Below are 25,323 nucleotides of genomic sequence, written 5' to 3'. Positions count from 1 at the left end.
GAAGTTTCACCGTGACTGTCACCGACCTGGTGTCGTACGAGGACGCGCTCGCGTCCTACGACCCCGTCATGGGCCTGGAGGTCCATGTCGAGCTCGGCACCAAGACCAAGATGTTCTGCGGCTGCTCGACCGAGCTCAAGCAGCACGCCAACTCCCAGACCTGCCCGGTCTGCCTCGGCCTGCCCGGCGCGCTGCCGGTCGTGAACGAGATCGGCGTCGAGTCCGCCGTCAAGATCGGTCTCGCGCTGAACTGCGAGATCGCCGAGTGGTGCCGCTTCGCCCGGAAGAACTACTTCTATCCGGACATGCCGAAGAACTTCCAGACCTCCCAGTACGACGAGCCGATCGCCTACAACGGCTATCTGGACGTCCAGCTGGAGGACGGGGAGATCTTCCGGGTGCAGATCGAGCGCGCCCACATGGAGGAGGACACCGGCAAGTCGACCCACGTCGGCGGTGCCACCGGCCGTATCCAGGGCGCGTCCCACTCCCTGCTCGACTACAACCGCGCGGGCATCCCGCTCATCGAGATCGTCACCAAGCCGATCGAGGGCGCGGGCGCCCGCGCCCCCGAGGTCGCCAAGGCGTACGTCGCCGAGCTCCGCGAGCTGATCAAGGCGCTCGGTGTCTCGGAGGCCCGGATGGAGATGGGCCAGATGCGCTGCGACGTCAACCTGTCGCTGCGCCCCAACGGCACCGAGACGTTCGGTACGCGCTCCGAGACGAAGAACGTGAACTCGCTGCGTTCCGTCGAGCGCGCCGCCCGCTTCGAGATCCAGCGCCACGCCGCGGTGCTGAGCTCGGGCGGCACGATCGTGCAGGAGACCCGGCACTTCCACGAGGAGGACGGCTCGACCACGGCCGGCCGCATCAAGGACAACGCCGAGGACTACCGCTACTTCCCCGAGCCCGACCTGGTGCCGGTCGCCCCGGCCCGTGCGTGGGTCGAGGAACTCCGGGGCGGCCTCCCCGAGCTGCCGCGGCTGCGTCGTAAGCGGCTGAAGGAGGAGTGGGGTGTCTCCGAGCACGACATGCAGTCCATCCTCAACGCGGGCGCGGTCGACCTGATCGTCGCCACGACCGACGCGGGCGCCCCCTCGGACCAGGCCCGCAAGTGGTGGATGGGCGAGCTGGCCCGTAACGCCAACGAGACCGGCCGCGGCCTCGACGAGCTGCCGATCACCCCGGCGCAGGTCGCCAGGGTGGCCGAGCTCGTCGCCTCGGGCGATCTCAACGACAAGCTGGCGCGCCAGGTGATCGAGGGCGTCCTCGCGGGCGAGGGCGACCCGGACACCGTCGTCGAGAAGCGCGGCCTGAAGGTCGTCTCCGACGAGGGCGCGCTGGGCGCGGCCGTGGATGAGGCCATCGCCGCCAACGCGGCCATCGCGGACAAGATCCGCGGCGGCAAGGTCGCGGCCGCGGGCGCGCTCGTCGGCGCGGTCATGAAGGCCACCCGCGGCCAGGCAGACGCGGCCCGGGTGCGTGAGCTGATCCTGGAGAAGCTCGGCGTCGAGGGCTGATCCCGCCCCCTGCGCGGGCGGTCTCTGTACGTCGCCGAAGGGGCGGTGCATCCGTGAACCGGGTGTACCGCCCCTTCGCCCGTCCGGAGAGCCGCAGGGACTGGAGAGCCGCAGGGACTTCGGAGACGTGCCGGCCGACGACAGCACGGCGAGGCGCGGCCTGCTGCCGGTCGTCGGCTTCCTCGCGGCGATCCTGGTGCCGGCCCGGCTCCGTGCGGACGGGCTGCCGACCGGACCGGCGATACCGGACGTGGCGAGCCTGGCGCTGCGGGGTGCGCTGCGGCTGACCGGGGCGCGTCCCGGTCCCGGGAGCGCGGTTGGACTTTCCCGGCCGACCTGCTGGACGTTCACCGGCGAGCCGTACGAAATCCTTCCCGGCGCCACCTGGCTTGATTAGTTTCCCGGCTGTACGACCGGACTCGGGAGGCTCACTTGACCACGGACATTTCACGGCGGCGACTCTTCGCGCTCGGCGGCGGTGCGCTCGGCGCCGCGGCGGCGGGGTCGCTGCTGCCGCCCTCGCTGCAGGCCGCGATGGCCGCGCAGCCGGCGCACTCGGCGGGGTCCGGTGGCGGCGACGGGCTCGGGGCCATCAAGCACGTGGTGATCCTGATGCAGGAGAATCGTTCCTTCGATCATTACTTCGGGATGCTCCGGGGCGTACGCGGCTTCGGCGACCGCAACGCCGTCGAGCTCCCCTCCGGCAAGCCGGTCTTCGAGCAGCCTGCCGCGGCGGGCACTTCCGTGCTGCCGTTCCCGGTGCGCGGCGCCGCCGAGACGCAGCAGAAGGACCTCCAGTACATCGGCGACCTCGACCACTCCTGGAGCGGTGGCGGCAAGGCGTGGGCCGGGGGGTGGATGAACGGCTGGGTGACCGCGAAGACGGCGGCCACGATGGCGTACTACGACCGCCGTGACATCCCGCTGCACTACGAACTGGCCGACACCTTCACGGTCTGCGACGCCTACCACTCCTCCATCCACACCTCGACCAGCCCCAACCGCAACCACCTGTGGAGCGGGAAAACGGGCAACGAGCCGAACGGCAAGCGGGCCGTCGGGAACGACGCGTACGACGAGGGCACGCACCCCGGCTACGACTGGGGCACGTACGCGGAGCGGCTGGAGAAGGCCGGGCGCAGCTGGCGTACGTACACCGAGTGGGAGAACTTCACCGACAACCAGATCGAGTTCTTCGCCACCTTCAAGGCGATCGCCCGCAAGGCACTGGCCAGGACCGGCGGCCATACGTTCATGGAGTCGTTCTACTCGGCGGTGCGGGACGCGGACGCCACCGAGCGGGAGCGGCTGTTCGGTCTGCTCGAAGAGGGGGTCGCCACCCTGGACAAGGCCGAACGCAGCCTCTTCGAACGTGCGTTGCGCCGGGTGGAGACCGGAACGCTGGCCGACGAGTTCGCGAAGGACGTGGCGGCGGGGACGCTGCCCGAGGTCTCCTACCTGGTGCCGTCGGCCGTCGACTCCGAGCACCCGAGTGAATCCTCGCCGATCCACAGCGCGACGATCGTCTACAAGATCCTCGACGCGCTGGGCAAGCACCCCGACGTGTGGCGGCACACCGCCGTCCTCATCAACTACGACGAGAACGACGGCTTCTTCGACCACGTGCCGCCGCCGGTCGCGCCGCCCGAGGTCACCGAGGAGCAGTGGGAGGGCAAGCCCACCGGTCTCGGGATGCGGGTGCCGCTGCTCGTCGTGTCGCCGTGGACCGTCGGCGGCTATGTCTGTTCCGAGGTCTTCGACCACACCTCCGTGATCCGCTTCCTGGAACGCTGGACCGGGGTGAAGGAGCCGAACATCAGCGACTGGCGGCGCACCGTCACCGGCGATCTGACCTCCGCCTTCGACTTCACGCGCGGACGGCGCCGGCCCGAGGTGGAGCAGCCCGGCGCCATCCCGCCGTTCAGCGGGCGCTGGGCGCCCAAACCGCCGCTCGTGCAGCACATGCCCGTACAGGAGCCCGGGGCTCGCCCGGCCCGCGCGCTGCCGTACCAGCCGGACGCCCGGGCGACGCTGGTGGACGGGGCGGTCAAGGTGGCTCTCAGCAATACGGGACGCTCGTCCGCGCACTTCGCGCTCTATCCGTACGCGGGGGAGTTCCCCGTTCCGCAGCACCGGGACGTCAGGGGCACGGCGCAATGGACGGTGCCCGTTGCCGGTGCGGCGTACCGGTTCACGGTGACGGGTCCGAACGGCTTCCGGCGCGAGTTCGCCGGGCCCGCGAAGGGCGGCGCCTCGGCCGGGGCGGAGGTCGCCTCGCGGATCGACGCGCACGAGCGGGACCTGCACCTCACCCTGCGTAACACGGGACGGACGACGCTCACCTTCACCGTGCGGCCACTGGGATACGTCGACGACGCGGACCTGCGGGACTGGACCCGTACGGTCAAGGTCAAGCCGGGACGCAGCCGCACGGTCGTGCACTCGGCGGCCGACGCGCACGGCTGGTACGACCTGGCCGTCACCGTCGACGGGGACGATGTCTTCCGGCGCCGGCTGATGGGGCACATCGAGAACGGCCGGGCGAGCGTCTCCGGCTGACCGCGCGGGTCCGGGTGGCGGGGCGGCCGTACGCCGTGGAGCGGCGCCCTGCCGGAAGCCGTGGAGAGTCCGCAAGCCCCTGCGGGTGCGGGCGGTCGTCGCGAGTCCGGGAGGAAGCCACCACGAGTCCGGAAGCCTCTGTGAGTATGGCCACGAAAGGGGCAAAGGATCACCAACCTTTGCCACAGTGGCAGTTCTCAGGTCATGCGCTCTTTGCGGGTAATTCATGTTTTGTCCCGCTAAGGAACCACGAACCAGCAGGGAGCATTTCCGTTGGCTGCCATTGCCCGCTGGTGCATCACGCACCGTCTCGCCGCCGTTCTCATCTGGCTCCTCGCCCTCGGCGGCACAGCCACCGCGGCGGGCTTCGCGGGCTCCGCGTACTCCAACAACTACGACGTGCCCGGTACGGAGGCCGGCCGGGCCGCCGAGCTCCTCAAGAGCAATTTCACGAACCTGGGCGGTGACGCCGACACCATCGTCTGGCACACCGACGACTCCACCGTGCGGGCCGCCGATGTCCGCCAGACGATGACCCGCACGCTGCACGCGGTGGAGGAGCTCCCCGGTGTCGGCGCCGTCACCGGCCCGTACGGGGCGTCCGGCGCCGGGCAGATCAGCGAGGACGGACACACCGCCTACGCCACGATCACCTTCGACCGGCAGACCGAGGACATCCCGGCGCAGCAGGCCCAGGCCGTCGTCGACACCGCGAAGGCGGCCGCCGGCGACCACCTCCAGGTGGAACTGGGCGGCTCGGCCATCGCCCTCACCGAAGCGCCGTCCGCCCACTTCAGCGAGGTCATCGGGGTCGTCGTGGCAGCGGTCGTCCTGTTCCTCGCCTTCGGCTCGCTCGCCGCCAGCATGCTGCCCATCGCCACCGCCCTGGTCTCCGTCGGCACGGCCTACGCGGGCATCGCCCTGCTGGGCCATGCCATGACCGTGGCCGACTTCGCCCCCATGCTGGGCATGCTGATAGGGCTCGGCGTCGGCATCGACTACGCACTGTTCATCGTCACCCGGCACCGCAGCGGACTGCGCAGAGGCATGACGGTCACCGAGGCGGCGCAGAACGCCGTCGTGACGACCGGGCGGTCCGTCGTCTTCGCCGGAGCCACCGTCTGTATCGCGCTGCTCGGCATGCTGATCCTGCGGCTCGGCTTCCTCAACGGCGTGGCGATCGCCGCCTCGCTCACGGTCGTCCTGACCGTGGCCGCGTCCGTGACCCTGCTGCCCGCCCTGCTGTCCTTCATCGGTATGCGGGCGCTGAGCCGACGCGAGCGCAGAAGCCTCGCCGAGCACGGGCCGCGCCCCGAACTGCCCACCGGCTTCGCCGCCCGCTGGTCCGCCTTCGTCGAGCGCCACCCCAAGCTGCTCGGATCGCTCGCCGCCGTGGTGATGCTGGTGCTCGCGCTGCCCACGTTCTCCCTGCACCTGGGCACCGCCGACCAGGGCAACAACCCCTCCTCGTCGACCACCCGGCAGGCGTACGACCTGCTGGCCGACGGTTTCGGGCCGGGCGTCAACGGCCCGCTGACGATTGCCGCACAGCTCGACGGCGCGGACGACCGACTCGCGATGGACGGCCTTCCGGCCACGCTGCGGACCACCGACGGCGTGGCCTCGGTCGGCCCGGTCACCTACAACAGCAGCGGCAGCGCGGCCTTCGTCACCGTCGTACCGACATCGTCGCCGCAGTCGCAGGAGACCAGCGCGCTCGTCGACCATCTGCGTACGGACGTCCTCCCGCGGGCCGAGGCGAACACCTCGCTCCAGGCCCATGTGGGCGGGGTGACGGCCGGCTACGACGATTTCGGCCGGGTCATCATCGGCAAGCTCCCGCTCTTCATCGGCGTCGTCATAGGGCTCGGCTGTCTGCTTCTGCTGCTGGCCTTCCGGTCGATCGTCATCCCGCTGAAGGCGGCCGCGATGAATGTGGCCGCCGTCGCCGCCTCGTTCGGCGTCGTCGTCGCGATCTTCCAGTGGGGATGGGGGAGCGAACTCCTGGGGCTGGGCAGCTCCGGACCCATCGAGCCGTTCCTGCCGGTGATCATGGTGTCCGTGCTCTTCGGGCTCTCCATGGACTACCAGGTGTTCCTGGTGGGGCGGATGTACGAGGAGTGGCGGGAGACCGGTGACAACAGGCGGGCGGTCCGGGTCGGCCTCGCCGAGACCGGCCGTGTGATCAACTCCGCGGCCGTGATCATGATTTCGGTCTTCCTCGCGTTCGTCCTCAGCGGGGACCGGGTCATCGCCATGTTCGGCATCGCGCTGGCGGCCGCCGTGGCACTCGACGCGTTCGTCCTGCGTACGCTGCTGGTCCCCGCCCTGATGCATCTGCTGGGCGGCGCGAACTGGTGGCTGCCGGGCTGGCTGGAGCGGTGGCTGCCGCGGATCAGCATCGAGCCTCCCGAGCGCCCGGCGCCGCATGCGAAAATCCCGCAGACAGCACGACCGGTGGAAGTTCCGCGGACGGCGCACGCGGCGGAAGAGGTTCGAGAAGGAGCATGATGTTCGCGATATCCCTGGGCGACGACGGAGCGGAACTGCGGCCGCTGGAGATCTGGCAGGCGGAGGAGTTCCTCGCCCACATGGACCGGGCCCGTGAGCTCGTCGACCCCTGGATCCCCTTCGCCTCCTTCGCCACCGACCTGGACTCGGCGCGCGCCCTGCTCCGGCGCTACGCGGAGAAGCAGGCGGCCGACACGGGGCGGCTCTACGGTATCTGGCTGGACGGCACGCTCGTCGGGGGAGTCCTGTTCCGGATCTTCGACGCGGAGTCGGGCAACTGCGAGGTCGGCTGCTGGCTGGAACCCGCGGCGGAGGGGCGCGGCCTGATCATCCGGGCGGCACGGAAGCTGATCGACTGGGCGGTCTACGAGCGCGGCATGCACCGCGTGGAGTGGGACGCCTCCGCCGCGAACACCCGCAGCGTCGCCGTGGCCAAGCGGCTCGGCATGACGCGCGACGGGGTGCTCCGCGAGAACTACCTGTACCGCGGCGAGCGGCACGACTCGGAGATCTGGTCCGTGCTGGCCCCGGAGTGGCGGGCACGGAACGCCTGAGGACCCTCTTGACGTGCCCGGTCGTGGACACCGGTCGGCCGGGCGCGTTAAGAGGGTTCTCATCTGCCCCGCCTAGCGTGCGGGACATGAACTCCAAGACCCCTACAAACCCCACCTCTCCCACCGGCCCCGCCGCTTCCGGCGCCGAGGAGGCCGCGGCCGAGGGCGCGGCCGTCGGCCTCGACAAGGGGGCTACCGAAGCGGAGAAGGAGTTCGCACCGGCTGACGCCGACGGAGCGGGCTCCGCTCCGGACGGCGTACTCGCAACAGCCGGTTCCGCGGACTCCGGTTCCGGTGAGGCCCGTTCCGAGGACTCCGGCTCCGATGACGCCGACGCCGACGCCGACGCCGACGCCGATGCCGACGCCGATGCCGACGACCTCGACGTCGAGGACTCCGGCAAGAAGCCCTCCGGTCTCGGCGCGGCCGCCGCGGCCGTCGCCGCCGCCGGTCTCGGTGTCGTCGCGCTCAGCGGATCCTGGACCGGCAAGATCGTCGCCGAGCGGCAGGCCCTGATCGGACAGATCAAGACCTCGTCCGGCGGCGGCACCGCGGCCCAGCAGATCTCCGAGATCTACGGGAATGCCTGGCACTCCACGGCAGTGGTCAACGGCCTCTTCGCGCTGCTCGCCCTGCTGGTCGGCATCTTCGCCCTGGTCCGCCCGGCCTTCGGTACACCCACCCCGGACCCGCAGCCCGGCTGGGTGCGTGCCGTCGCGACCGCCGGCATCGCGCTCGGCGTCCTCGGCATGGTGATCTCCATCGGCATGTACTTCGACCTCATCGTGCCCCTGCCGACCATGGCCGCCCCCCAGTGAGTACGCGCCGCCCCACCACCGTCTAAGGCATCCTCCGGCGCGATCCCGGCCCGTATGCGGCGGGGCCCGCGCCCGGCTAAGGCCCCCCGCCCCGCAAAGATGCGGAACTCGCCCGATGTGACGGCACCCCCTGGGGGACGACAGTGGGGGCACGGCAGAAGCACTGCCGCCCCCAAGGCCCCGACGGGCCGTCGTCCTCCGGGAGAATCACATGTACACGTTCGAACTCCACAAGCTGCACGAGGCCGAACTGCGGCGCTGGGCCGAGCAGGAGCGGCTTGCCGCGGAGGCCCGCCGCGCTCGCCGGGGTGCGCGCAGGGCCGCCCGCGATGCCGCGAGCAAGGAGGCCGAGGGGCCGGTGGGTACGGACCGGAACCGGTTCGTCCACGCCGCGTAGAGGCCATGCGAGGCCGCGCGATGCCGGACGGCCCGATTCCGGGGCCGGCACCGCCGGACCCGTGTGCGATGCTCGGCGGCGTGGAGACCAGGTCCGTCAGTCCCGTGTTCGTCGGCCGCGTAGATGAATTCGCCTCGCTCGTCGACGCGCTCGCCCGCGCCGCCGGCGAGGGCACGAGCCGGGCCGACGGTTCCAGCGGCGAGCCACAGGCGCTGCTCATCGGTGGCGAGGCGGGCGTCGGCAAGACCCGGCTGGTCGAGGAGTTCCTCGCGGCGGCGGTTCGGCGCGAGGCCGTCGTCGCCGTCGGCGGCTGCGTCGAGGTCGGCGCCGACGGCCTGCCCTACGCCCCCTTCTCCACCGCCCTGCGCGCCCTGCGCCGCACCCTGCCCGACGAGATGGCCACCGCCTGCGCCGGGCAGGAGGGCGAGCTGGCCCGGCTGCTCCCCGAACTCGGCGAGGCCGACCGGGACGCGGCCGACGAGCACAGCACCGCCCGTCTCTTCGAACTCACCGCCAGGCTCCTGGAGCGCATCTCCGCACAGCGGGCGGTCGTCCTCGTCCTGGAGGACCTGCACTGGGCCGACGCCTCCACCCGCCATCTCCTCGCCTACCTCTTCCGTACCGTGCGCAGCGGCCGCCTCGTCGTGATCGGCACCTACCGCTCCGACGACATCCACCGCCGCCACCCCCTGCGCCCCCTCCTCGCGGAACTGGACCGGCTCCGCACCGTACGCCGGATCGAACTCGCCCGCTTCACCCGCGCCGAGGTCCGCCGCCAGCTCACCGGCATCCTCGCCGCCACCCCCGAGGCCGCCCTCGTGGACGAGATCTTCGACCGGTCCGACGGCAACGCCTTCTTCGTCGAGGAACTCGCCCGCAGCCTGGAGAGCGGCGACCATTCCCGGCTTTCCGACTCGCTGCGTGACCTCCTGCTCGTCCGTGTCGAAGCGCTGCCCGAGGACGCCCAGAAGATCGCCCGGATCGTCGCCGAGGGCGGCTCCGCCGTCGAGTACGAACTGCTGGCCGCGGTGGCCCGGCTCGCCGAGGACGAACTCATCGAGGCCCTGCGGGCGGCCGTCGGCGCCAACCTGCTGCTCACCACCCCGGAGGGCAACGGCTACCGCTTCCGGCACTCCCTGGTCCGCGAGGCGGTCAGCGACGATCTGCTGCCGGGCGAGCGCTCCCGCCTCAACCGCCGCTACGCGGAAGCCCTGGAGATCGATCCCACGCTGGTCCGCGCCGGTGAGCGCGCCACCCGGCTCGCCAGTTACTGGTACGGCGCACGCAATGCGGCCAAGGCCCTGCCCGCCGTGCTGAAGGCGTCGGTCGAGGCCCGCCGCCGTTACGCGTTCACCGAACAACTCCGCCTGCTGGAACGGGCGATGGAGCTGTGGGACGACGCCCCCGACGACGTACGCCGCACCCTGCGCCCCATCGACTACGCCGAAAGCTACCCCGCCTGCGGCCGCGATCCCGACACCACTGCGCTGCGCTATCTCGACCTGATGGCCGAAGCCGCCGTCGCCGCCCGGTCCGGCGGCGAACGCGAACGGGCCCTGGCCATCGCCAAGAAGGCCCTGCGCATCCTGGACGGCGAGGACGACCCGCTGCGCGCCGCCTGGTTCTGGGTGCAGCGCTCCCGGCTGATGCAGGACCTCGCCCGGGGCGACGGCCGGCCGGAACTGGCCAACGCCCAGGAGCTGGTCCGCGGGCTGCCCCCGTCCGCCGTGCACGCCGATGTCCTGATGAGCGTGGCGGGATGGGGCGCCCTGCACCGTCCGGGCGCCGAGACGCTGCAAGCGGTCGACCGGGCCGTGGAGTACGCCAGGCTCGTCGGTGACGAGTCCATCGAGCTGCACGCCAGGCTCACCCGTGGCTGGCTCACCGCCGACGCGGGCGGCGTGGACGAAGGCATCGCCGAGATGTACGCGGTCCGCGACCGGGCCGATGAACTCCATCTGGTCGGCGTCATGAGCCGGGCCGGCATCAACCTCCCCTCCACGCTCGAAACCATGGGCCGCTCGCTGGAGGCCGTGGCCGCCGCGGACCATGCCCTCGAGATCAGCCGCAGCCACAGCATCGTCGACATGGAGGCATGGGTCCGCTGCAACCAGGCGACCTCGCTCTTCTCCCTCGGTCACTGGGACGAGAGCCGGGCCACCATCGACGCGGCGGCGCGTGCCGCCCGGTCCGGCAAGGCGCAGGGGCTCGTCGCCTCACGCCGCACCGAACTGGCCCTCGCCCAGGGTGACCTGGCCGAGGCCGAGCTCCAACTCGCCCTGACCGTCCGGTATTTCGGCTCGCGCGATCCGCAGCCCCAACATCTCATCAACCCGGTACGCCATGCCCTTGTCCTCGCCGCGCAGCAGGGCAGGCTCGCCGAGGCGCGGGCCGCGTTCGAGGGCCAGTCGGAACAGGGCTTCCCGCCCGGCACCCAGCGGTACGCCCTGCCGCTGCTCCATGCCGCCGCCACTGTCGAGGCCGACGCCCGGGGGCTGCCCGCCGCCGACCGCGGCCGCCCCGCGATCCTCGCCGCCATCCGCACCCACCTCAAGCGGCTGCCGACGCTCATCCCCATCTGGGCCGCCTACGGTCTCCTGGTCGACGCCGAACTGTCCCGGGCCGAGGGGCTCGACACCCCCGGCCACTGGTCCCGCGCCGCCACCGCCTTCGCTGCCCTGCACCGCCCGTACGAGCTCGCACAGATCCGGCACCGTTGGGCCGAGGCACTCCTCATCGCGACGGGCGACCGGTCCGCGGCCACCACCCTGCTGCGCGACGCCCATCGCACCGCCGGGCGGCTCGGCGCGCATCCGCTGACCGAGACCATCGAGCTGCTGGCCGGCCGTGCCCGCATCGTCCTTCTCGCGCCGGACCGGGCCCCGGCCCACGGCCCCGCCCACGAGACACCGGACGCCGTCACCGTTCCCGCCGAGGACGGCACCACCGACGGGGCCGCGGACCGGGAGCGGACCGGGGACCATCCGAGCGAGGCCGCCGCGGCGGCCGTGGAGTCCTTCGGGCTGACCCGACGTGAACAGGATGTGCACCGGCTGGTCGCCGCCGGTCACACCAACCGCAGGATCGCCGAGGAGCTCTACATCTCGCCCAAGACCGCGAGTGTGCACGTCTCCAACATCCTCGCCAAGCTCGGCGTCTCCAGCCGCGGCGAGGCGGCCGCGCTGGCCCACCGGCTCCGCCTCTACCCGGCCCGGAACACTCCCTGACAGGGCAGCCGGCGACCGGCCGCCCCCGGCCCCTCAAGGCCGCCGGTCCGGCGGTGGCACGCGGCCCGTCCCGCGGTCAGTTCTGTGGTCCGTCCTCCGGGGCGGTTTGCGGCCCGCCCTTCCGGCCGGACCGCGCACCGTGCTCCCCAACGCCCTCCGGCCCGTCCGGCGAACCCGGCCCGGATGCCTCCCCGGGGGCGCCGGTGACCTCGCCCCGGCCGGCTATCGCGCCCGGCTCCGCCGCCCGGCCGCCGACGGAGCCGGGCGCGCTGCCGGTGCCGGCGACGTCGTCGCCGGCACCGGGCGCCCTGACGGTCACCTTTCCGGAGGCGAGGTCTATCGGCCCGCGCCCCGGGTCGCCGATGCCGAGATCCACCCGGGTCAGCTCCAGCCGCTTCTGCTCCTCGGCGGCATGCTTACGGCCCGGCGCGAAGAGTTCCTCGAAGAAGTTGAACACCGGCCGCACGCCCTTTCACCTGCTGTAGCCGCTACCGCACCTGGAGCACCAGGATCCTGTCGTCTCCCGGCTTCGGGGTGCCACGGGTGTCCGTATTGCTCGTGACGAGCCAGAGCCTGTTGCCGCCTGCGGCGAGCACGGTACGCAGACGGCCGTACTTTCCTTCCAGGAACGCTTGCGGGGCCGCCACCAGTTCCCCATCTGCCTTGCCGGACAGCGGAATCCGCCAGAGCCGCTTTCCGCGCAGGCCCGCCATCCAGATCGAACCCTCGGCGAAGGCGATCCCGCTCGGGGACGCCTCGGACGGCTTCCACTGTGCCACGGGATCGATGAAACCCTTCCTTCCCGCCTTGCCCTCGACCTCCGGCCAGCCGTAGTTCCCACCCGGCACGATCCGGTTCAGCTCGTCCCAGGTGTCCTGCCCGAATTCGGACGCCCACAGCTGCTTCTGCGCGTCCCAGGCCAGCCCCTCGACATTGCGGTGCCCGTACGAATACACGACGGAGTCGGCCTCCGGGTTGCCGTGCAGCGGCCGTCCGTCCGGGGTCATCCGCAGGATCTTTCCGGCCAGCGACTTCTTGTCCTGCGCGAGCCCGCGGTCCCCCGTCTCCCCGGTGCCCGCGTACAGCATGTGGTCCGGGCCGAAGGCGATCCGCCCGCCGTTGTGGATCGAGCCCTTCGGGATGCCCCGCAGAATCGTGTCCGGTGCACCCAGCAGCCGGCCGGGCGTCGTGCCGTTCTCGTCGTACTGCATGCGCGCGATGCGATTGTCGGACGCGGTCGTGAAGTACGCGTACACCAGATGGTCCGAGCCGTACGTGGGCGAGACCGCGATGCCCAGCAGCCCGCCCTCCCCGCCGGGCGACACCCCGGGCACGGTGCCCAGCAGGGTCTTCTTCCCGCTCTTCCCGTCGATTCTTGTGATCGTGCCCTTGTCGCGCGAGGAGACCAGCAGGTCGCCGCCGGGCAGCTCCGCCAGCCCCCACGGCGAGTCGAGACCCTCGGTGAGCGTGGAGACCACCTCGGCCGAGCCCTTCGCGGGTGGCGGGGTGACCGACGGGGACGGGGCGGTGGGGGAGGGGCGGGACGGCGGCAGGCCGCCGACGCCCGCCGTGCCGCCGGAACCGCTTCCCGGGGAACAGCCCGCGGTCAGCAGCAACGCGCCCGCCGCCAGCGCGGCCACCGTCCCCCGGTGCACGCCTCCACCCCGACGCCGCCCCCGGCGCTCCCGAGGCCCCGCGGGGCCTCGTACCGATCCGAACAGAACACCGCGCACAGCACCGATCCCTTCGACGGCCATCCGACTACTGTCTCTTACACCGGGCGGCCGCCCCGAGTTCCCGTACCCGCCGATTTCCCCGGCCGGTGACCACGAAGGCGGGACGCGGCCGGGGGATCAGTTCCATGACCCCTGCGCCGCGGGGAGCCGGGCGATCTCCAGCAGATCCTGCGCGGTCAGTGTCAGCCCGGCCGCTCCGGCGTTCTCCACCGCCCACCGCTCCCGCTTGGTTCCCGGCACCGGCACCACATGCGGTCCCTGCCGCAGCACCCAGGCCAGCGCCACCTGCGCCGCGGTCGCCCCGTGCCGCTCGGCGATCCGCCGCAACCCGACCACCACGGGCTGGTTCGCCGCCATCATCTCGGCCGTGAACCGCGGATGCCTGGCCCGCAGGTCCTCCGGCTCGAAGCCCTGCCCCGGTGTCAGCGTGCCCGTCAGATAGCCGTTCCCCAGGGGCATCGCCGCCAGCAGACCCACCCCCCGCGCCGAGCACCACGGGAGCAACGACTCCAGCGCCTGCGGCGACCAGACCGACAGTTCGGCCTGTACCGCGCTCACCGGGAAGACCTGCTGCACCCGATCCAGCTGACGGATCGTTTCGTCATACATTCGGGCACCCGTGCGGCGCGAGGCCCGTGCCCCGATCGCACAGAGCCCGAGCGCTCGCACCTTTCCGGCGGTCACCAGCTCCGCCATCGCGCCCCAGGTCTCCTCGACCGGCACTTCGGGATCGGCCCGGTGGAGCTGGTACAGATCGATCACATCGGTCTGCAGCCGCCGGAGCGAGGCGTCACAGGCCCGCCGTACATATCCGGGGCGGCCATTGGCGACGATGTGCTGATCGCCCACCAGCAGCCCGCACTTGGTGGAGAGGAAGGCATCGGACCGGCGGCCCTTCAGCGCCCGGCCCACCAGCAGCTCATTGGTGAAGGGGCCGTACATGTCGGCCGTGTCGAGCAGTTGGACGCCCGCGTCGAGCGCGGCGTGCACCGTACGCAACGCACGGTCACCGCGCTGCTGCGACGCGCTGTACGCCCAGTTCATCGGCATGCAGCCGAGACCGACCGCCCCCACGGCGAGCGCCGCCGCACCGAGACTCCTGCGCTCCAACTCCCCCAACCCTTCCTGGGCCCCGCCGCCGAACCGCCGTCTGCCGTGCGGCGTCCGGCACGTTCGCTCGCGGCGATACCGAAAGAACCCACGTAGCTCCGCTGCACCTCTCCGGCGCCTTGCGATCGCACGCGCCGGACGCCGCACGGCCGCCCGGCGGGCGACGGCGGCAGTCGACGACGGGACCCGGCCCCCGTCGCGGGACCGCAACGCACCCAAAGTAACCTCTGCCGATCATCGTCCCGCGCGCAGCCTCCCGGCGAGGTCGTTAGCCTCCTGACCATGACTTCGACGAAGACTCCCGACGTATGGCTGCCGATTCCCGCCGACGAGATCGAAGGACTCCCCGAGGGGCTCGTCTACCGCTTCTGGGACGGGGGGCCGGACTTCCCCGCCGACCCGGCCGACTGCGCGTTCTACGTGGTGCCGTACATGAAGGGTTCCGAGGTCTCGGTCCGTCCGCTCGCCGGCATGGCACGGGTCCAGGTCGTGCAGACGCTCACCGCGGGCATCGATCATGTCGAGCCGGGCCTCGGCCTGTTGCCCGACGGGGTACGGCTGTGCAATGCCAAGGGGGTCCACGAGGCGTCGACCGCCGAGCTCGCCCTCGCCCTGATCCTCGCCTCGCTGCGTGGTTTCCCCGGCTTCGTCCGCGGCCAGGACAAGGAGGAATGGCGGGCCGGTTTCTACCCCGCGCTCGCCGACAAGTCCGTGCTGATCGTGGGGTACGGATCGATCGGTGCCGCCATCGAGGACCGGCTCGCGCCCTTCGAGTGCGCGCGGGTGGCGCGCGTCGCCCGCTCCGCGCGGACAACGGCACGCGGCCCCGTACACGCACTCGACGACCTGCCCGCACTCCTGCCCGACGCCGACGTCGTCGTGCTGTCCACCCCGCTGAACCCGTCCACACAAGGGCTGGTGGGGGCGGAGTTCCTCGCCGCGATGCCGGACGGAGCGCTGCTCGTGAACGTCGCACGGGGCGGTGTCGTCGACACCGGGTCGCTGCTGCTCGAACTCGGGTCCGGCCGGCTGCGCGCCGCTCTCGACGTCACCGACCCGGAACCGCTGCCCGCCGGCCATCCCCTCTGGCATGCTCCGAACGTCCTGATCACTCCTCATGTGGGCGGCAGTACCTCGGCGTTCCTGCCGCGCGCCAAGCGCCTGATGGCCGGGCAGCTGGGCCGGTTCGCCGCGGGGGAGCCGCTGCACAACGTCGTACGCACCACCGGCTGACCACGCTACGGGTCCGTCCGGTTGCGCACCGTACCGACAATTACCTTGATCGTCACGCAGAGTAGATAAGCTATGTCCCTCCGTGACTGGTCTGGTGTATCGTCCCGAAAGGGGCGCTGCGCCGGAGGAAGGGACGGCGCCGGGGAGGACGCAACGCGCGAGGGGGCGACGGGTGATGCACGGCCTATGGGTGAACGATCCGACACCGCGGGGCAGTCGACGGCGAATCGGGCCCGCCCGGGAATTCCCGTCCCCCGCACGGCAAGGGGGTCCCCCCTGTTCCGGCGGGGCCGGGGACCCGGGGAGGTGCGCGCCCGGCATCGCGGCGCGGGCGGTGGCCCCGGACCGGGCACCGGCGGGGCGCCGGGCGCGGGCGCACCCGGCGCCGGGTGCGCCACGGTGAGCGCGTCGGCCGGAGTCCTCGGTGCGCTCCTCTCCCGGCGGTCGCCCCTCGGTGGCGCCTCCTCGCTGGTGTCGCAGGTCCTGCTCGGCCTCATCTGCGGCGGGTACGCGGTCGGGGCCGCCCTCGGCTGGGGTTCGAAGGAACTGGCGCTGTTCATAGGGGATTTCGGCCTCAGCGCCGCCGCGATGGTCGCGGCCGTCTCCTGCTTCCTCTACGCACGGGCCCGCGGTGACCGGTGCCGGCCCGCCTGGCTGCTGTTCTCGCTCTCCTCGCTCATGGCCGCCGCGGGCAATGCCGTCTGGGGCTGGTACGAGGTCCTGCTGAGGATCGAGGTACCCAGCCCCTCCCTCGCCGACGTCTTCTTCCTCTGCTTCGCGCCGCCCGCCATCGTCGGGCTGCTCGTCCTCGCCAAACGTCCGGTCACGCGGGCCGGCTGGGTCTGTCTCGCGCTGGACTCCTGGCTGATCGGCGGATCTCTCCTCACGCTCTCCTGGAGCCTCGCCCTCGCCCACACCGCCCACCTCGCGGACGCCGAGGGGGAGAGTGTGGCCCGCGCGGCGCTCTCGCTCGCCTACCCGCTGCTCGACATCGTGCTGGTCTCCATGGTGCTGGCCCTGCACTTCCGGCGGGCCCACGTCAACCGCTCCGCGGTGAACACCGCCATCGCGGCCCTCGCCCTGACGGTCCTGTGCGACGCCCTGTTCACCTCCCCGCTGCTGCGCCAGACCTATCACTCCGGCCAGTTGCTGGACGCGGGCTGGTTCGCCGGTTCCCTGCTCCTCGCGTACGCGCCCTGGGGTGCGAACGCCGGACCGGACCCCGCCTTCCCGCCCCGGGGGACACCGCGGCCGGCCAGCCGTCCCATCGCGGGGTCGCTGGCCGCACTGACGCCGTATCTCGCCGGCGCCGTCTGCACTCTCGGCATCCTCTACAACGTCATCGACGGCCGCCGAGTGGACCGCGTGGTGGTCTTCACCGGCTGCACGGTGGTGCTCGCCCTGGTCGTCCGCCAGGCCATCATGCTCGTCGACAACATCGCCCTCACCCAGGAACTGGCGCAGAAGGAGAACCACTTCCGCTCCCTGGTGCAGGGCTCCAGCGACGTCATCATGATCGCCGCCCCCACCGGTGTTCTGCGCTACGTCAGCCCCGCCGCCGCAGGCGTGTACGGGTGCGACGCCGAAGACCTCGTCGGCGCCGAGCTCTCCTCGATCATCCACCCCGACGACCTGGGGCAGGTGGTCCACGAGGTGCGCCGGTTCCTGGCCGCCCCGCCGGCCGAGGAGCCCACCACCCGGATCGAGTGCCGGTTCCGATCCGGTACGGGCGACTGGCTCAACGTCGAATCCACGGTCAACCGCCACCAGGGCGGGCTGATCCTCAACAGCCGCGATGTGACCGAGCGGGTGCGGCTGCAGGCCCAGTTGCAGCACAACGCCGAGCACGACCCGCTCACCGACCTGCCCAACCGGGCCCTGTTCACCCAGCGGGTCCGCCAGGCCCTCGGCGGCCGCCGCTCCGGCGACCCCGGCACCGCCGTGCTCTTCATCGACCTCGACGGCTTCAAGGCCGTGAACGACCGCCTCGGCCACCAGGCGGGCGACGAGCTCCTCATCCAGGCCGCCCGTCGCCTCCACGAATCCGTACGCGCCGGGGACACCGCCGCCCGCCTCGGCGGGGACGAATTCGCGGCCATCATCCTCGGCGACGGCACCCGCGACCAGTCCGCCCGGGAATGCCAGGTCCACGAGATCGCCGACCGGCTGCGCCTCACCCTCTCCCAGCCCTACCGCGTCGGCGTCGGCGAGGTCCGGGTCGCCGCGTCCATCGGGGTCGCCTTCGCCGAGCCCGGCATCAGCCCCAGCGACCTCATGCGCAACGCCGACCTCGCCATGTACCGCGCCAAGGCGGGCGGCAAGGACCGTGTCGAGCTGTACGCCCCGCAGATGCAGGCCGAGGTCGTACGCCGCTCCGAGTTGGCGGCCCGGCTGCGCAGCGCGCTGCGCGACGGCGAGTTCGCCCTGCTCCACCAGCCCGTCGTGCATCTCTCCAGCGGCGCCGTCGTCGCCGTCGCCGCCCAGGCCCGCTGGCGCTCCGCCCAGGGCATCCTGTTCACCCCGGCCGAATTTCTCCGCGTCGCCGATGACAGCGACCGCACCGCCGAGCTCGGCCGCTGGCTCCTCGAAGAGGCCGTCGAGCAGGCCGCCGACCGGGCCAGGGCCGGGCATCCGGTCTCCGTCACCGTCCGGCTCCCCGCCCGCAGGCTCCTCGACAAGGGCATGCCCTTCGGCTCCGTCGAGGCGCTGCTCACCCGCCACAGCCTGCCCTCCGGAGCCCTGATGATCGAGGTCTCGGAAAGCGACCCCCGCATCTCCTTCGACGAACTCGAACAGCGTCTCGTCGCGCTGCGCCGCCTCGGCGTCCGCATCGCGCTCGACGGCTTCGGCAGTGGCTATGCCGCGATCAACGCCCTGCGCCGGCTCCCCATTGACGTACTGAAACTGGACCGTGGTCTCGTCGAGGGGGTCGTGGAATCCGCCCGGCTGCACAAGATCACCAGCGGCCTCCTGCGCATCGCCTGCGACCTCGGCATGCAGTCCGTAGCCGATGGGGTCGACGTGCCGGAGCAGGTCCTCGCGCTGCGCGCGATGGGCTGTACGCACGGCCAGGGGATGGCTTTCTCCGGGCCGCTCGACGAGTACCGGCTGCGCAGGGCCCTGGCCCGCGGCGAGTTTCCGGTGCCCGGCAGCGCCACCGCCCAGCCGGTCCTGGCAGGCGGCTCGATCCCGCTCCTCAGTGGCTCACATGCTGAGACTCCCGTCCCACCCACTTGACACCGCGTGTGCGTCGGAGAGAGGGTCATTGCCATGCGCACCCGAATTCTCGTACTTGGAAAGCGCGTCGGCTGAAGCCGGGTCCTCGTTGAGACCCTGCAGACCACACCGACGCGCTCCCCTCGCTTGCCTCATGGCACGAGGGGTTTTTTGTTGCACCGGCACCAGGCAAAACGTCGCAAAGTACCCGCAAGAAACCCGCAAAAACCCTCAGCTTCGAGAAGAGAATGCCGATGACCGAGCAGGCCACCGGGGCCCACCATCCCCAGCCGCGGGCCCGTAACGGCGGATCGCCCGCCGCCACCGTTGAGCACGTCACGGGCGCGCAGTCCCTCATCCGGTCTCTTGAGGAGGTGGGGGCCGACACGGTATTCGGCATTCCCGGCGGTGCGATCCTGCCGGCATACGACCCGATGATGGACTCCACCCGGGTCCGCCATGTGCTGGTCCGCCACGAGCAGGGCGCCGGACACGCCGCCACCGGGTACGCACAGGCGACCGGCAAGGTCGGCGTCTGCATGGCCACCTCGGGCCCCGGCGCCACCAACCTGGTGACGCCGATCGCCGACGCCCACATGGACTCGGTCCCGCTGGTCGCGATCACCGGGCAGGTCGCCTCCAAGGCGATCGGGACGGACGCCTTCCAGGAAGCCGACATCTGCGGTATCACCATGCCGGTCACCAAGCACAACTTCCTGGTCACCAAGGCCGAGGACATCCCGCACACGATCGCCGAGGCCTTCCACATCGCCTCCACCGGCCGTCCGGGTCCCGTCCTCGTCGACATCGCCAAGGACGCCCTCCAGGCGCAGACCACGTTCAGCTGGCCGCCCGCCCTGGACCTGCCCGGCTACCGCCCGGTCACCAAGCCGCACGCCAAGCAGATCCGCGAAGCCGCCAGGCTGATCACCCAGGCCAGCCGCCCGGTGCTGTACGTCGGCGGCGGCGTCATCAAGGCGGGGGCCACCGCCGAACTGAAGGTCCTCGCAGAGCTCACCGGAGCGCCCGTCACCACCACGCTGATGGCGCTCGGCGCATTCCCCGACAGCCACCCGCAGCACGTCGGGATGCCGGGCATGCACGGTGCGGTCACCGCTGTCACCGCGCTGCAGAAGGCCGACCTGATCGTCGCCCTCGGAGCCCGTTTCGACGACCGCGTCACCGGCAGGCTGGACAGCTTCGCCCCGTACGCCAAGATCGTCCACGCCGACATCGACCCGGCCGAGATCGGCAAGAACCGTGAAGCCGACGTGCCGATCGTGGGCGACGCCCGCGAGGTCCTGGCCGATCTGGTCCAGGCCGTCCAGGCCGAGCACAACGACGGTCACGTCGGTGACTATGCCGCCTGGTGGAAGGACCTCGACCGCTGGCGCGAGACCTATCCGCTCGGCTACGACCTGCCCGAGGACGGCAGCCTCTCGCCGCAGCAGGTCATCCAGCGCATCGGCGAGCTCGCCCCCGAGGGCACGATCTTCGCGGCGGGCGTCGGCCAGCACCAGATGTGGGCCTCGCACTTCATCCAGTACGAGCAGCCCGCCACCTGGCTGAACTCCGGCGGCGCCGGAACGATGGGATACGCGGTCCCGGCCGCGATGGGTGCCAAGGCCGGTATGCCGGACCGTACGGTCTGGGCGATCGACGGCGACGGCTGCTTCCAGATGACGAATCAGGAACTCACCACCTGCGCGCTCAACAACATCCCGATCAAGGTCGCCATCATCAATAACGGCGCGCTCGGGATGGTCCGCCAGTGGCAGACCCTGTTCTACAACCAGCGGTACTCCAACACCGTGCTGCACTCCGGTGCCGACACCGAGGGCGTCCCGGCGAAGGGCACCCGCGTCCCGGACTTCGTCAAGCTGTCCGAGGCCATGGGCTGCTACGCGATCCGCTGCGAGGACCCGGCCGATCTGGACAAGGTCATCGAAGAGGCCAACTCCATCAACGACCGCCCCGTCGTGATCGACTTCATCGTCCACGAGGACGCCATGGTGTGGCCCATGGTCGCCGCCGGCACCTCCAACGACGAGGTCATGGCCGCCCGCGGGGTCCGCCCCGATTTCGGCGACAACGAAGACGACTGAGAGACAGAGAGAGACCGACTCCATGTCCACCAAGCACACGCTCTCCGTCCTGGTCGAGAACAAGCCCGGTGTCCTCGCCCGGATCACCGCGCTGTTCTCCCGCCGCGGCTTCAATATCGACTCGCTCGCGGTCGGTACCACCGAACACCCCGACATCTCCCGCATCACCATCGTCGTGAGTGTCGAGGACCTGCCCCTGGAGCAGGTGACCAAGCAGCTCAATAAACTGGTCAACGTCCTGAAGATCGTCGAACTCGAGCCGTCCGCTGCGATCCAGCGCGAGCTCGTCCTGGTGAAGGTCCGCGCCGACAACGAGACCCGCTCCCAGATCGTCGAGATCGTCCAGCTGTTCCGCGCCAAGACCGTGGACGTCTCCCCGGAGGCCGTCACGATCGAGGCGACCGGTGGCGCCGACAAGCTGGAGGCCATGCTCAAGATGCTGGAGCAGTACGGCATCAAGGAACTGGTCCAGTCCGGCACGATCGCCATAGGGCGCGGCGCGCGCTCGATCACCGACCGTTCGCTGCGCGCCCTCGACCGTACCGCCTAGGCACCGTCGCCTCGCCGCTCGCATGGCGAGACCCGAAAACGTATCTGACGCACCCCGCCGTACGGTGGGACGCAACACCTGCACACCAAGGAGAGACCCAGTGGCCGAGCTGTTCTACGACGACGATGCCGACCTGTCCATCATCCAGGGCCGCAAGGTCGCGGTCATCGGCTACGGCAGCCAGGGCCACGCCCACGCGCTGTCGCTGCGTGACTCGGGTGTCGACGTCCGGGTCGGTCTGCACGAGGGCTCCAAGTCCAAGGCCAAGGCCGAGGAGCAGGGCCTGCGCGTGGTGACCCCGTCCGAGGCCGCCGCCGAGGCCGACGTCATCATGATCCTGGTTCCGGACCCGATCCAGGCCCAGGTCTACGAGGAGTCCATCAAGGACAACCTCAAGGACGGCGACGCACTGTTCTTCGGTCACGGCCTGAACATCCGCTTCGGCTTCATCAAGCCGCCGGCCGGCGTCGACGTCTGCATGGTCGCCCCGAAGGGCCCGGGCCACCTGGTCCGCCGTCAGTACGAGGAGGGCCGCGGCGTTCCGTGCATCGTGGCCGTCGAGCAGGACGCCTCGGGCAACGGCCTGGCGCTCGCCCTGTCGTACGCGAAGGGCATCGGCGGCACCCGGGCCGGCGTCATCAAGACGACCTTCACCGAGGAGACCGAGACCGACCTGTTCGGTGAGCAGGCCGTTCTCTGCGGTGGCACCGCCGCCCTGGTCAAGGCCGGTTTCGAGACCCTCACCGAGGCCGGCTACCAGCCGGAGATCGCGTACTTCGAGTGCCTGCACGAGCTGAAGCTCATCGTGGACCTCATGTACGAGGGCGGCCTGGAGAAGATGCGCTGGTCCATCTCGGAGACCGCCGAGTGGGGCGACTACGTCACCGGCCCGCGGATCATCACGGACGCCACCAAGGCCGAGATGAAGAAGATCCTCGCGGAGATCCAGGACGGCACCTTCGCCAAGACCTGGATGGCCGAGTACCACAACGGTCTGCCCAAGTACAACGAGTACAAGAAGGCGGACAGCGACCACCTCCTGGAGACCACCGGCCGTGAGCTGCGCAAGCTCATGAGCTGGGTCAACGACGAGGACGCGTAACACCGGCGCCCCGGGGGCGGGTCCACGGACCCGCACCCGGGGCGTTTCCCTGCTTCACCGCCGGAAGAGGCGGCGTCGTACGTGTGTACAAGTCGTCCACCCCCGTGTGAGTGATCCTTCCATCGGGGCGCAGAAAGCCTCCTGGCGCATGACTACACTTCTCCACACATACACGCGTCAGGCCCACAGTGTCGTGCGTCTTCCACGCGGCAAGCCCCTCCACCGCCTGCGGCCGTCGGGACGGCCGTCCGCACTGGACCTGTGAGGACTCACGTGAGCTCGAAACCTGTCGTACTCATCGCTGAAGAGCTGTCGCCCGCCACGGTTGACGCGCTGGGCCCGGATTTCGACATCCGGCACTGCAACGGCGCGGACCGCGCCGAGCTCCTCCCCGCGATCGCCGATGTCGACGCCATCCTGGTGCGCTCCGCCACCAAGATCGACGCCGAGGCCGTCGCCGCCGCGAAGAAGCTGAAGGTCGTCGCCCGCGCGGGCGTCGGCCTGGACAACGTCGACGTCTCCGTCGCCACCAAGGCCGGCGTGATGGTCGTCAACGCGCCGACCTCCAACATCGTGACCGCCGCCGAGCTGGCCTGCGGTCTGCTGATCGCCACCGCGCGCAACATCCCGCAGGCCAACACCGCCCTCAAGAACGGCGAGTGGAAGCGCTCGAAGTACACCGGCGTCGAGCTGAGCGAGAAGATTCTCGGCGTCGTCGGCCTCGGCCGGATCGGCGTCCTGGTCGCGCAGCGCATGTCGGCCTTCGGCATGAAGATCGTCGCGTACGACCCCTATGTGCAGCCCGCGCGCGCGGCCCAGATGGGCGTCAAGCTCCTCACGCTGGACGAGCTGCTGGAGGTCGCCGACTTCATCACCGTGCACCTGCCCAAGACCCCCGAGACGCTCGGTCTGATCGGCGACGAGGCGCTGCACAAGGTGAAGCCCTCCGTGCGCATCGTCAACGCCGCGCGCGGTGGCATCGTCGACGAGGTGGCGCTCGCCTCCGCCCTCAAGGAGGGCCGGGTCGCCGGTGCCGGTCTCGACGTGTACGCGAAGGAGCCCTGCACGGACTCCCCGCTGTTCGAGTTCGACCAGGTCGTCTGCACCCCGCACCTCGGCGCCTCCACCGACGAGGCCCAGGAGAAGGCCGGCATCGCGGTCGCCAGGTCCGTCCGGCTGGCCCTCGCCGGTGAGCTCGTGCCGGATGCGGTCAACGTCCAGGGCGGCGTGATCGCCGAGGACGTGCGTCCGGGCCTGCCGCTCGCCGAGAAGCTCGGCCGGATCTTCACCGCGCTCGCGGGCGAGGTCGCGGTCCGCCTCGATGTCGAGGTCTACGGCGAGATCACCCAGCACGACGTCAAGGTGCTCGAACTCTCCGCGCTCAAGGGCGTCTTCGAGGACGTCGTCGACGAGACCGTGTCGTATGTGAACGCCCCGCTCTTCGCGCAGGAGCGTGGCGTCGAGGTCCGCCTCACCACCAGCTCCGAGTCGCCGGACCACCGCAATGTGGTCACCGTCCGCGGCACGCTCTCGGGCGGCGAGGAGATCTCGGTCTCCGGCACGCTGGCCGGGCCCAAGAACCTCCAGAAGATCGTGGCCGTCGGTGAGTACGACGTGGACCTGGCGCTGGCCGACCACATGGTGGTGCTGCGGTACGAGGACCGTCCCGGTGTCGTCGGCACGGTCGGCCGGATCCTCGGCGAGGCCGGACTGAACATCGCGGGCATGCAGGTCTCGCGCTCGGGCGCGGGCGGCGAGGCGCTGGTCGTCCTCACCGTCGACGACGACGTCCCGGCGTCGGTGCTCAGCGAGATGTCCGTGGAGATCGGCGCCACTTCGGCCCGTACGGTGAACCTGACCGACTGACGGCCCGACGGCCCCGTGTACCCGGTGTCTAGACGTGCGTCTTACACGAACGTCTGCATGCCGGGTACGCTGCTTTCATGGGACATCGTGAGGATCTGCTCGAAGGCGCCAAGCGCTGCCTCCTGGAGAAGGGGTACGCCCGGACGACGGCACGCGACATCGTCGCCGCCTCCGGTACGAACCTCGCCTCCATCGGCTACCACTACGGCTCCAAGGAGGCCCTGCTCAACCTCGCCTTCCTCAAGGTGACGGAGGAGTGGGGCGATGTGCTCACCGAGCAGCCGGAGGAGACCGCGGCCGGCGGCGACGGTCCCCGGCCGCCGCTGGAGCAGTTCCACGACACCTGGGAGCGGGTGATCGGCAGCTATGAGCGGACCCGGCCCGTCTGGCAGCTCCAGATGGAGATCATCTCCCGGATCGACCAGGACCCGGAGCTGCGGAAGGCTCTCGCGGGCCCGCAGCGCGAGGGCCGTGACGGGCTCGCCGAGAACATGCTCGGCATCGATCCGGAGACGGACCCGGAGAAGGCGCGGGTGGCCGGGCTGTTCTGCCAGGCGCTGCTCGCGGGCGTGATGGTGCAGTGGCTGATGGACAGCGAATCGGCTCCGTCCGCACAGGATCTGACGGATGGTCTGAAGGTGGTGCTGGAGGGGCGGGTGGGATAGCAGGCGGCGACCGCGGCCTGGCGGACTCCGTGGGCCGGCCCCGATGACGGCACATCATGGGGCCCACACGGGGTTGATGTTGGGCCCGGAGACCCATGACGCGGACAAGCCCCGACCCTAGGGTGAGTGACTGTCATGTCACTCACTGACACCG

General features: G+C 70.9%; 18 protein-coding genes. 15 read left to right on the top strand and 3 right to left on the bottom strand.

Features of this window, described 5'->3' with window-relative positions; genetic code table 11:
* The first annotated feature begins 11 nt into the window (after positions 1-11).
* The 8 genes from gatB to ACF08M_RS28115 all read left to right on the top strand — a co-directional run bounded on the left by gatB (position 12) and on the right by ACF08M_RS28115 (position 11,586).
* Complete coding sequence (gene gatB / locus ACF08M_RS28150) at positions 12-1,520, top strand: Asp-tRNA(Asn)/Glu-tRNA(Gln) amidotransferase subunit GatB (protein ID WP_392188061.1); 1,509 nt, start codon at positions 12-14, stop codon at positions 1,518-1,520.
* A gap of 127 nt (positions 1,521-1,647) precedes the next feature.
* Positions 1,648-1,917 (top strand): hypothetical protein, encoded by a 270-nt coding sequence (locus ACF08M_RS28145; protein ID WP_392188060.1) that lies wholly within the window; start codon positions 1,648-1,650, stop codon positions 1,915-1,917.
* Positions 1,918-1,952: 35 nt separating this feature from the next.
* Positions 1,953-4,079 carry a phosphocholine-specific phospholipase C gene (locus ACF08M_RS28140; RefSeq protein ID WP_392188059.1) on the top strand — a complete coding sequence of 709 codons (2,127 nt, stop codon included), beginning with the start codon at positions 1,953-1,955 and terminating at the stop codon, positions 4,077-4,079.
* A gap of 273 nt (positions 4,080-4,352) precedes the next feature.
* The gene (locus ACF08M_RS28135) at positions 4,353-6,590 is read left to right on the top strand and encodes an MMPL family transporter (RefSeq protein ID WP_392188058.1); all 2,238 of its coding nucleotides are present in this window, start codon (positions 4,353-4,355) and stop codon (positions 6,588-6,590) included.
* On the top strand, positions 6,590-7,144 hold the full coding sequence (locus ACF08M_RS28130; protein ID WP_392188057.1) for a GNAT family N-acetyltransferase: 555 nt from the start codon (positions 6,590-6,592) through the stop codon (positions 7,142-7,144). Before ACF08M_RS28135 ends, ACF08M_RS28130 begins: the two co-directional genes overlap by 1 nt.
* 86 nt (positions 7,145-7,230) lie before the next feature.
* Complete coding sequence (locus tag ACF08M_RS28125; protein WP_392188056.1) at positions 7,231-7,962, top strand: hypothetical protein; 732 nt, start codon at positions 7,231-7,233, stop codon at positions 7,960-7,962.
* Between the two features lie 211 nt (positions 7,963-8,173).
* Positions 8,174-8,359: a hypothetical protein gene (locus ACF08M_RS28120; protein WP_392188055.1), complete on the top strand. Its 186-nt coding sequence runs from the start codon at positions 8,174-8,176 to the stop codon at positions 8,357-8,359.
* A 68-nt stretch (positions 8,360-8,427) separates the two neighbouring features.
* The gene (locus tag ACF08M_RS28115; protein ID WP_392188054.1) at positions 8,428-11,586 is read left to right on the top strand and encodes an AAA family ATPase; all 3,159 of its coding nucleotides are present in this window, start codon (positions 8,428-8,430) and stop codon (positions 11,584-11,586) included.
* 76 nt (positions 11,587-11,662) lie between these two features.
* On the opposite strand, the gene ACF08M_RS28110 is transcribed toward ACF08M_RS28115, so the two are convergent.
* The 3 genes from ACF08M_RS28110 to ACF08M_RS28100 form a co-directional block, all read right to left on the bottom strand.
* Positions 11,663-12,052, bottom strand: a complete 390-nt coding sequence (locus ACF08M_RS28110; RefSeq protein WP_392188053.1) for a DUF6191 domain-containing protein — start codon at positions 12,050-12,052, stop codon at positions 11,663-11,665.
* 22 nt (positions 12,053-12,074) lie between these two features.
* Positions 12,075-13,319 (bottom strand): PQQ-dependent sugar dehydrogenase, encoded by a 1,245-nt coding sequence (locus ACF08M_RS28105; RefSeq protein ID WP_392188097.1) that lies wholly within the window; start codon positions 13,317-13,319, stop codon positions 12,075-12,077.
* 120 nt (positions 13,320-13,439) lie between these two features.
* Entirely contained in the window at positions 13,440-14,432 is a 993-nt protein-coding gene (locus tag ACF08M_RS28100) for an aldo/keto reductase (protein ID WP_392188052.1), read from the bottom strand.
* A 282-nt stretch (positions 14,433-14,714) separates the two neighbouring features.
* On the opposite strand from ACF08M_RS28100, the gene ACF08M_RS28095 reads away from it, so the two are divergent.
* The 7 genes from ACF08M_RS28095 to ACF08M_RS28065 all read left to right on the top strand — a co-directional run bounded on the left by ACF08M_RS28095 (position 14,715) and on the right by ACF08M_RS28065 (position 25,169).
* Complete coding sequence (locus ACF08M_RS28095; protein ID WP_392188051.1) at positions 14,715-15,665, top strand: 2-hydroxyacid dehydrogenase; 951 nt, start codon at positions 14,715-14,717, stop codon at positions 15,663-15,665.
* Positions 15,666-16,064: 399 nt separating this feature from the next.
* Positions 16,065-18,902 (top strand): putative bifunctional diguanylate cyclase/phosphodiesterase, encoded by a 2,838-nt coding sequence (locus ACF08M_RS28090; protein WP_392188096.1) that lies wholly within the window; start codon positions 16,065-16,067, stop codon positions 18,900-18,902.
* 227 nt (positions 18,903-19,129) lie between these two features.
* Positions 19,130-20,986, top strand: coding sequence for an acetolactate synthase large subunit (locus ACF08M_RS28085; protein ID WP_392188050.1), 1,857 nt, complete (start codon positions 19,130-19,132; stop codon positions 20,984-20,986).
* Positions 20,987-21,008: 22 nt separating this feature from the next.
* Complete coding sequence (gene ilvN, locus ACF08M_RS28080) at positions 21,009-21,536, top strand: acetolactate synthase small subunit (RefSeq protein ID WP_072486863.1); 528 nt, start codon at positions 21,009-21,011, stop codon at positions 21,534-21,536.
* Between the two features lie 100 nt (positions 21,537-21,636).
* Positions 21,637-22,638: a ketol-acid reductoisomerase gene (ilvC, locus tag ACF08M_RS28075; RefSeq protein ID WP_392188049.1), complete on the top strand. Its 1,002-nt coding sequence runs from the start codon at positions 21,637-21,639 to the stop codon at positions 22,636-22,638.
* 273 nt (positions 22,639-22,911) lie between these two features.
* Positions 22,912-24,504, top strand: a complete 1,593-nt coding sequence (gene serA, locus ACF08M_RS28070) for a phosphoglycerate dehydrogenase (RefSeq protein ID WP_392188048.1) — start codon at positions 22,912-22,914, stop codon at positions 24,502-24,504.
* 77 nt (positions 24,505-24,581) lie between these two features.
* Positions 24,582-25,169 (top strand): TetR/AcrR family transcriptional regulator, encoded by a 588-nt coding sequence (locus tag ACF08M_RS28065; RefSeq protein WP_392188047.1) that lies wholly within the window; start codon positions 24,582-24,584, stop codon positions 25,167-25,169.
* Positions 25,170-25,323: the final 154 nt, after the last annotated feature.

Origin of the sequence: Streptomyces sp. NPDC015032, assembly GCF_043080425.1 — a bacterium.
Taxonomy (GTDB): domain Bacteria; phylum Actinomycetota; class Actinomycetes; order Streptomycetales; family Streptomycetaceae; genus Streptomyces.
The sequence above is the reverse complement of the archived record's forward strand: the minus strand, read 5'-3'. Positions and strand labels throughout refer to the sequence as shown.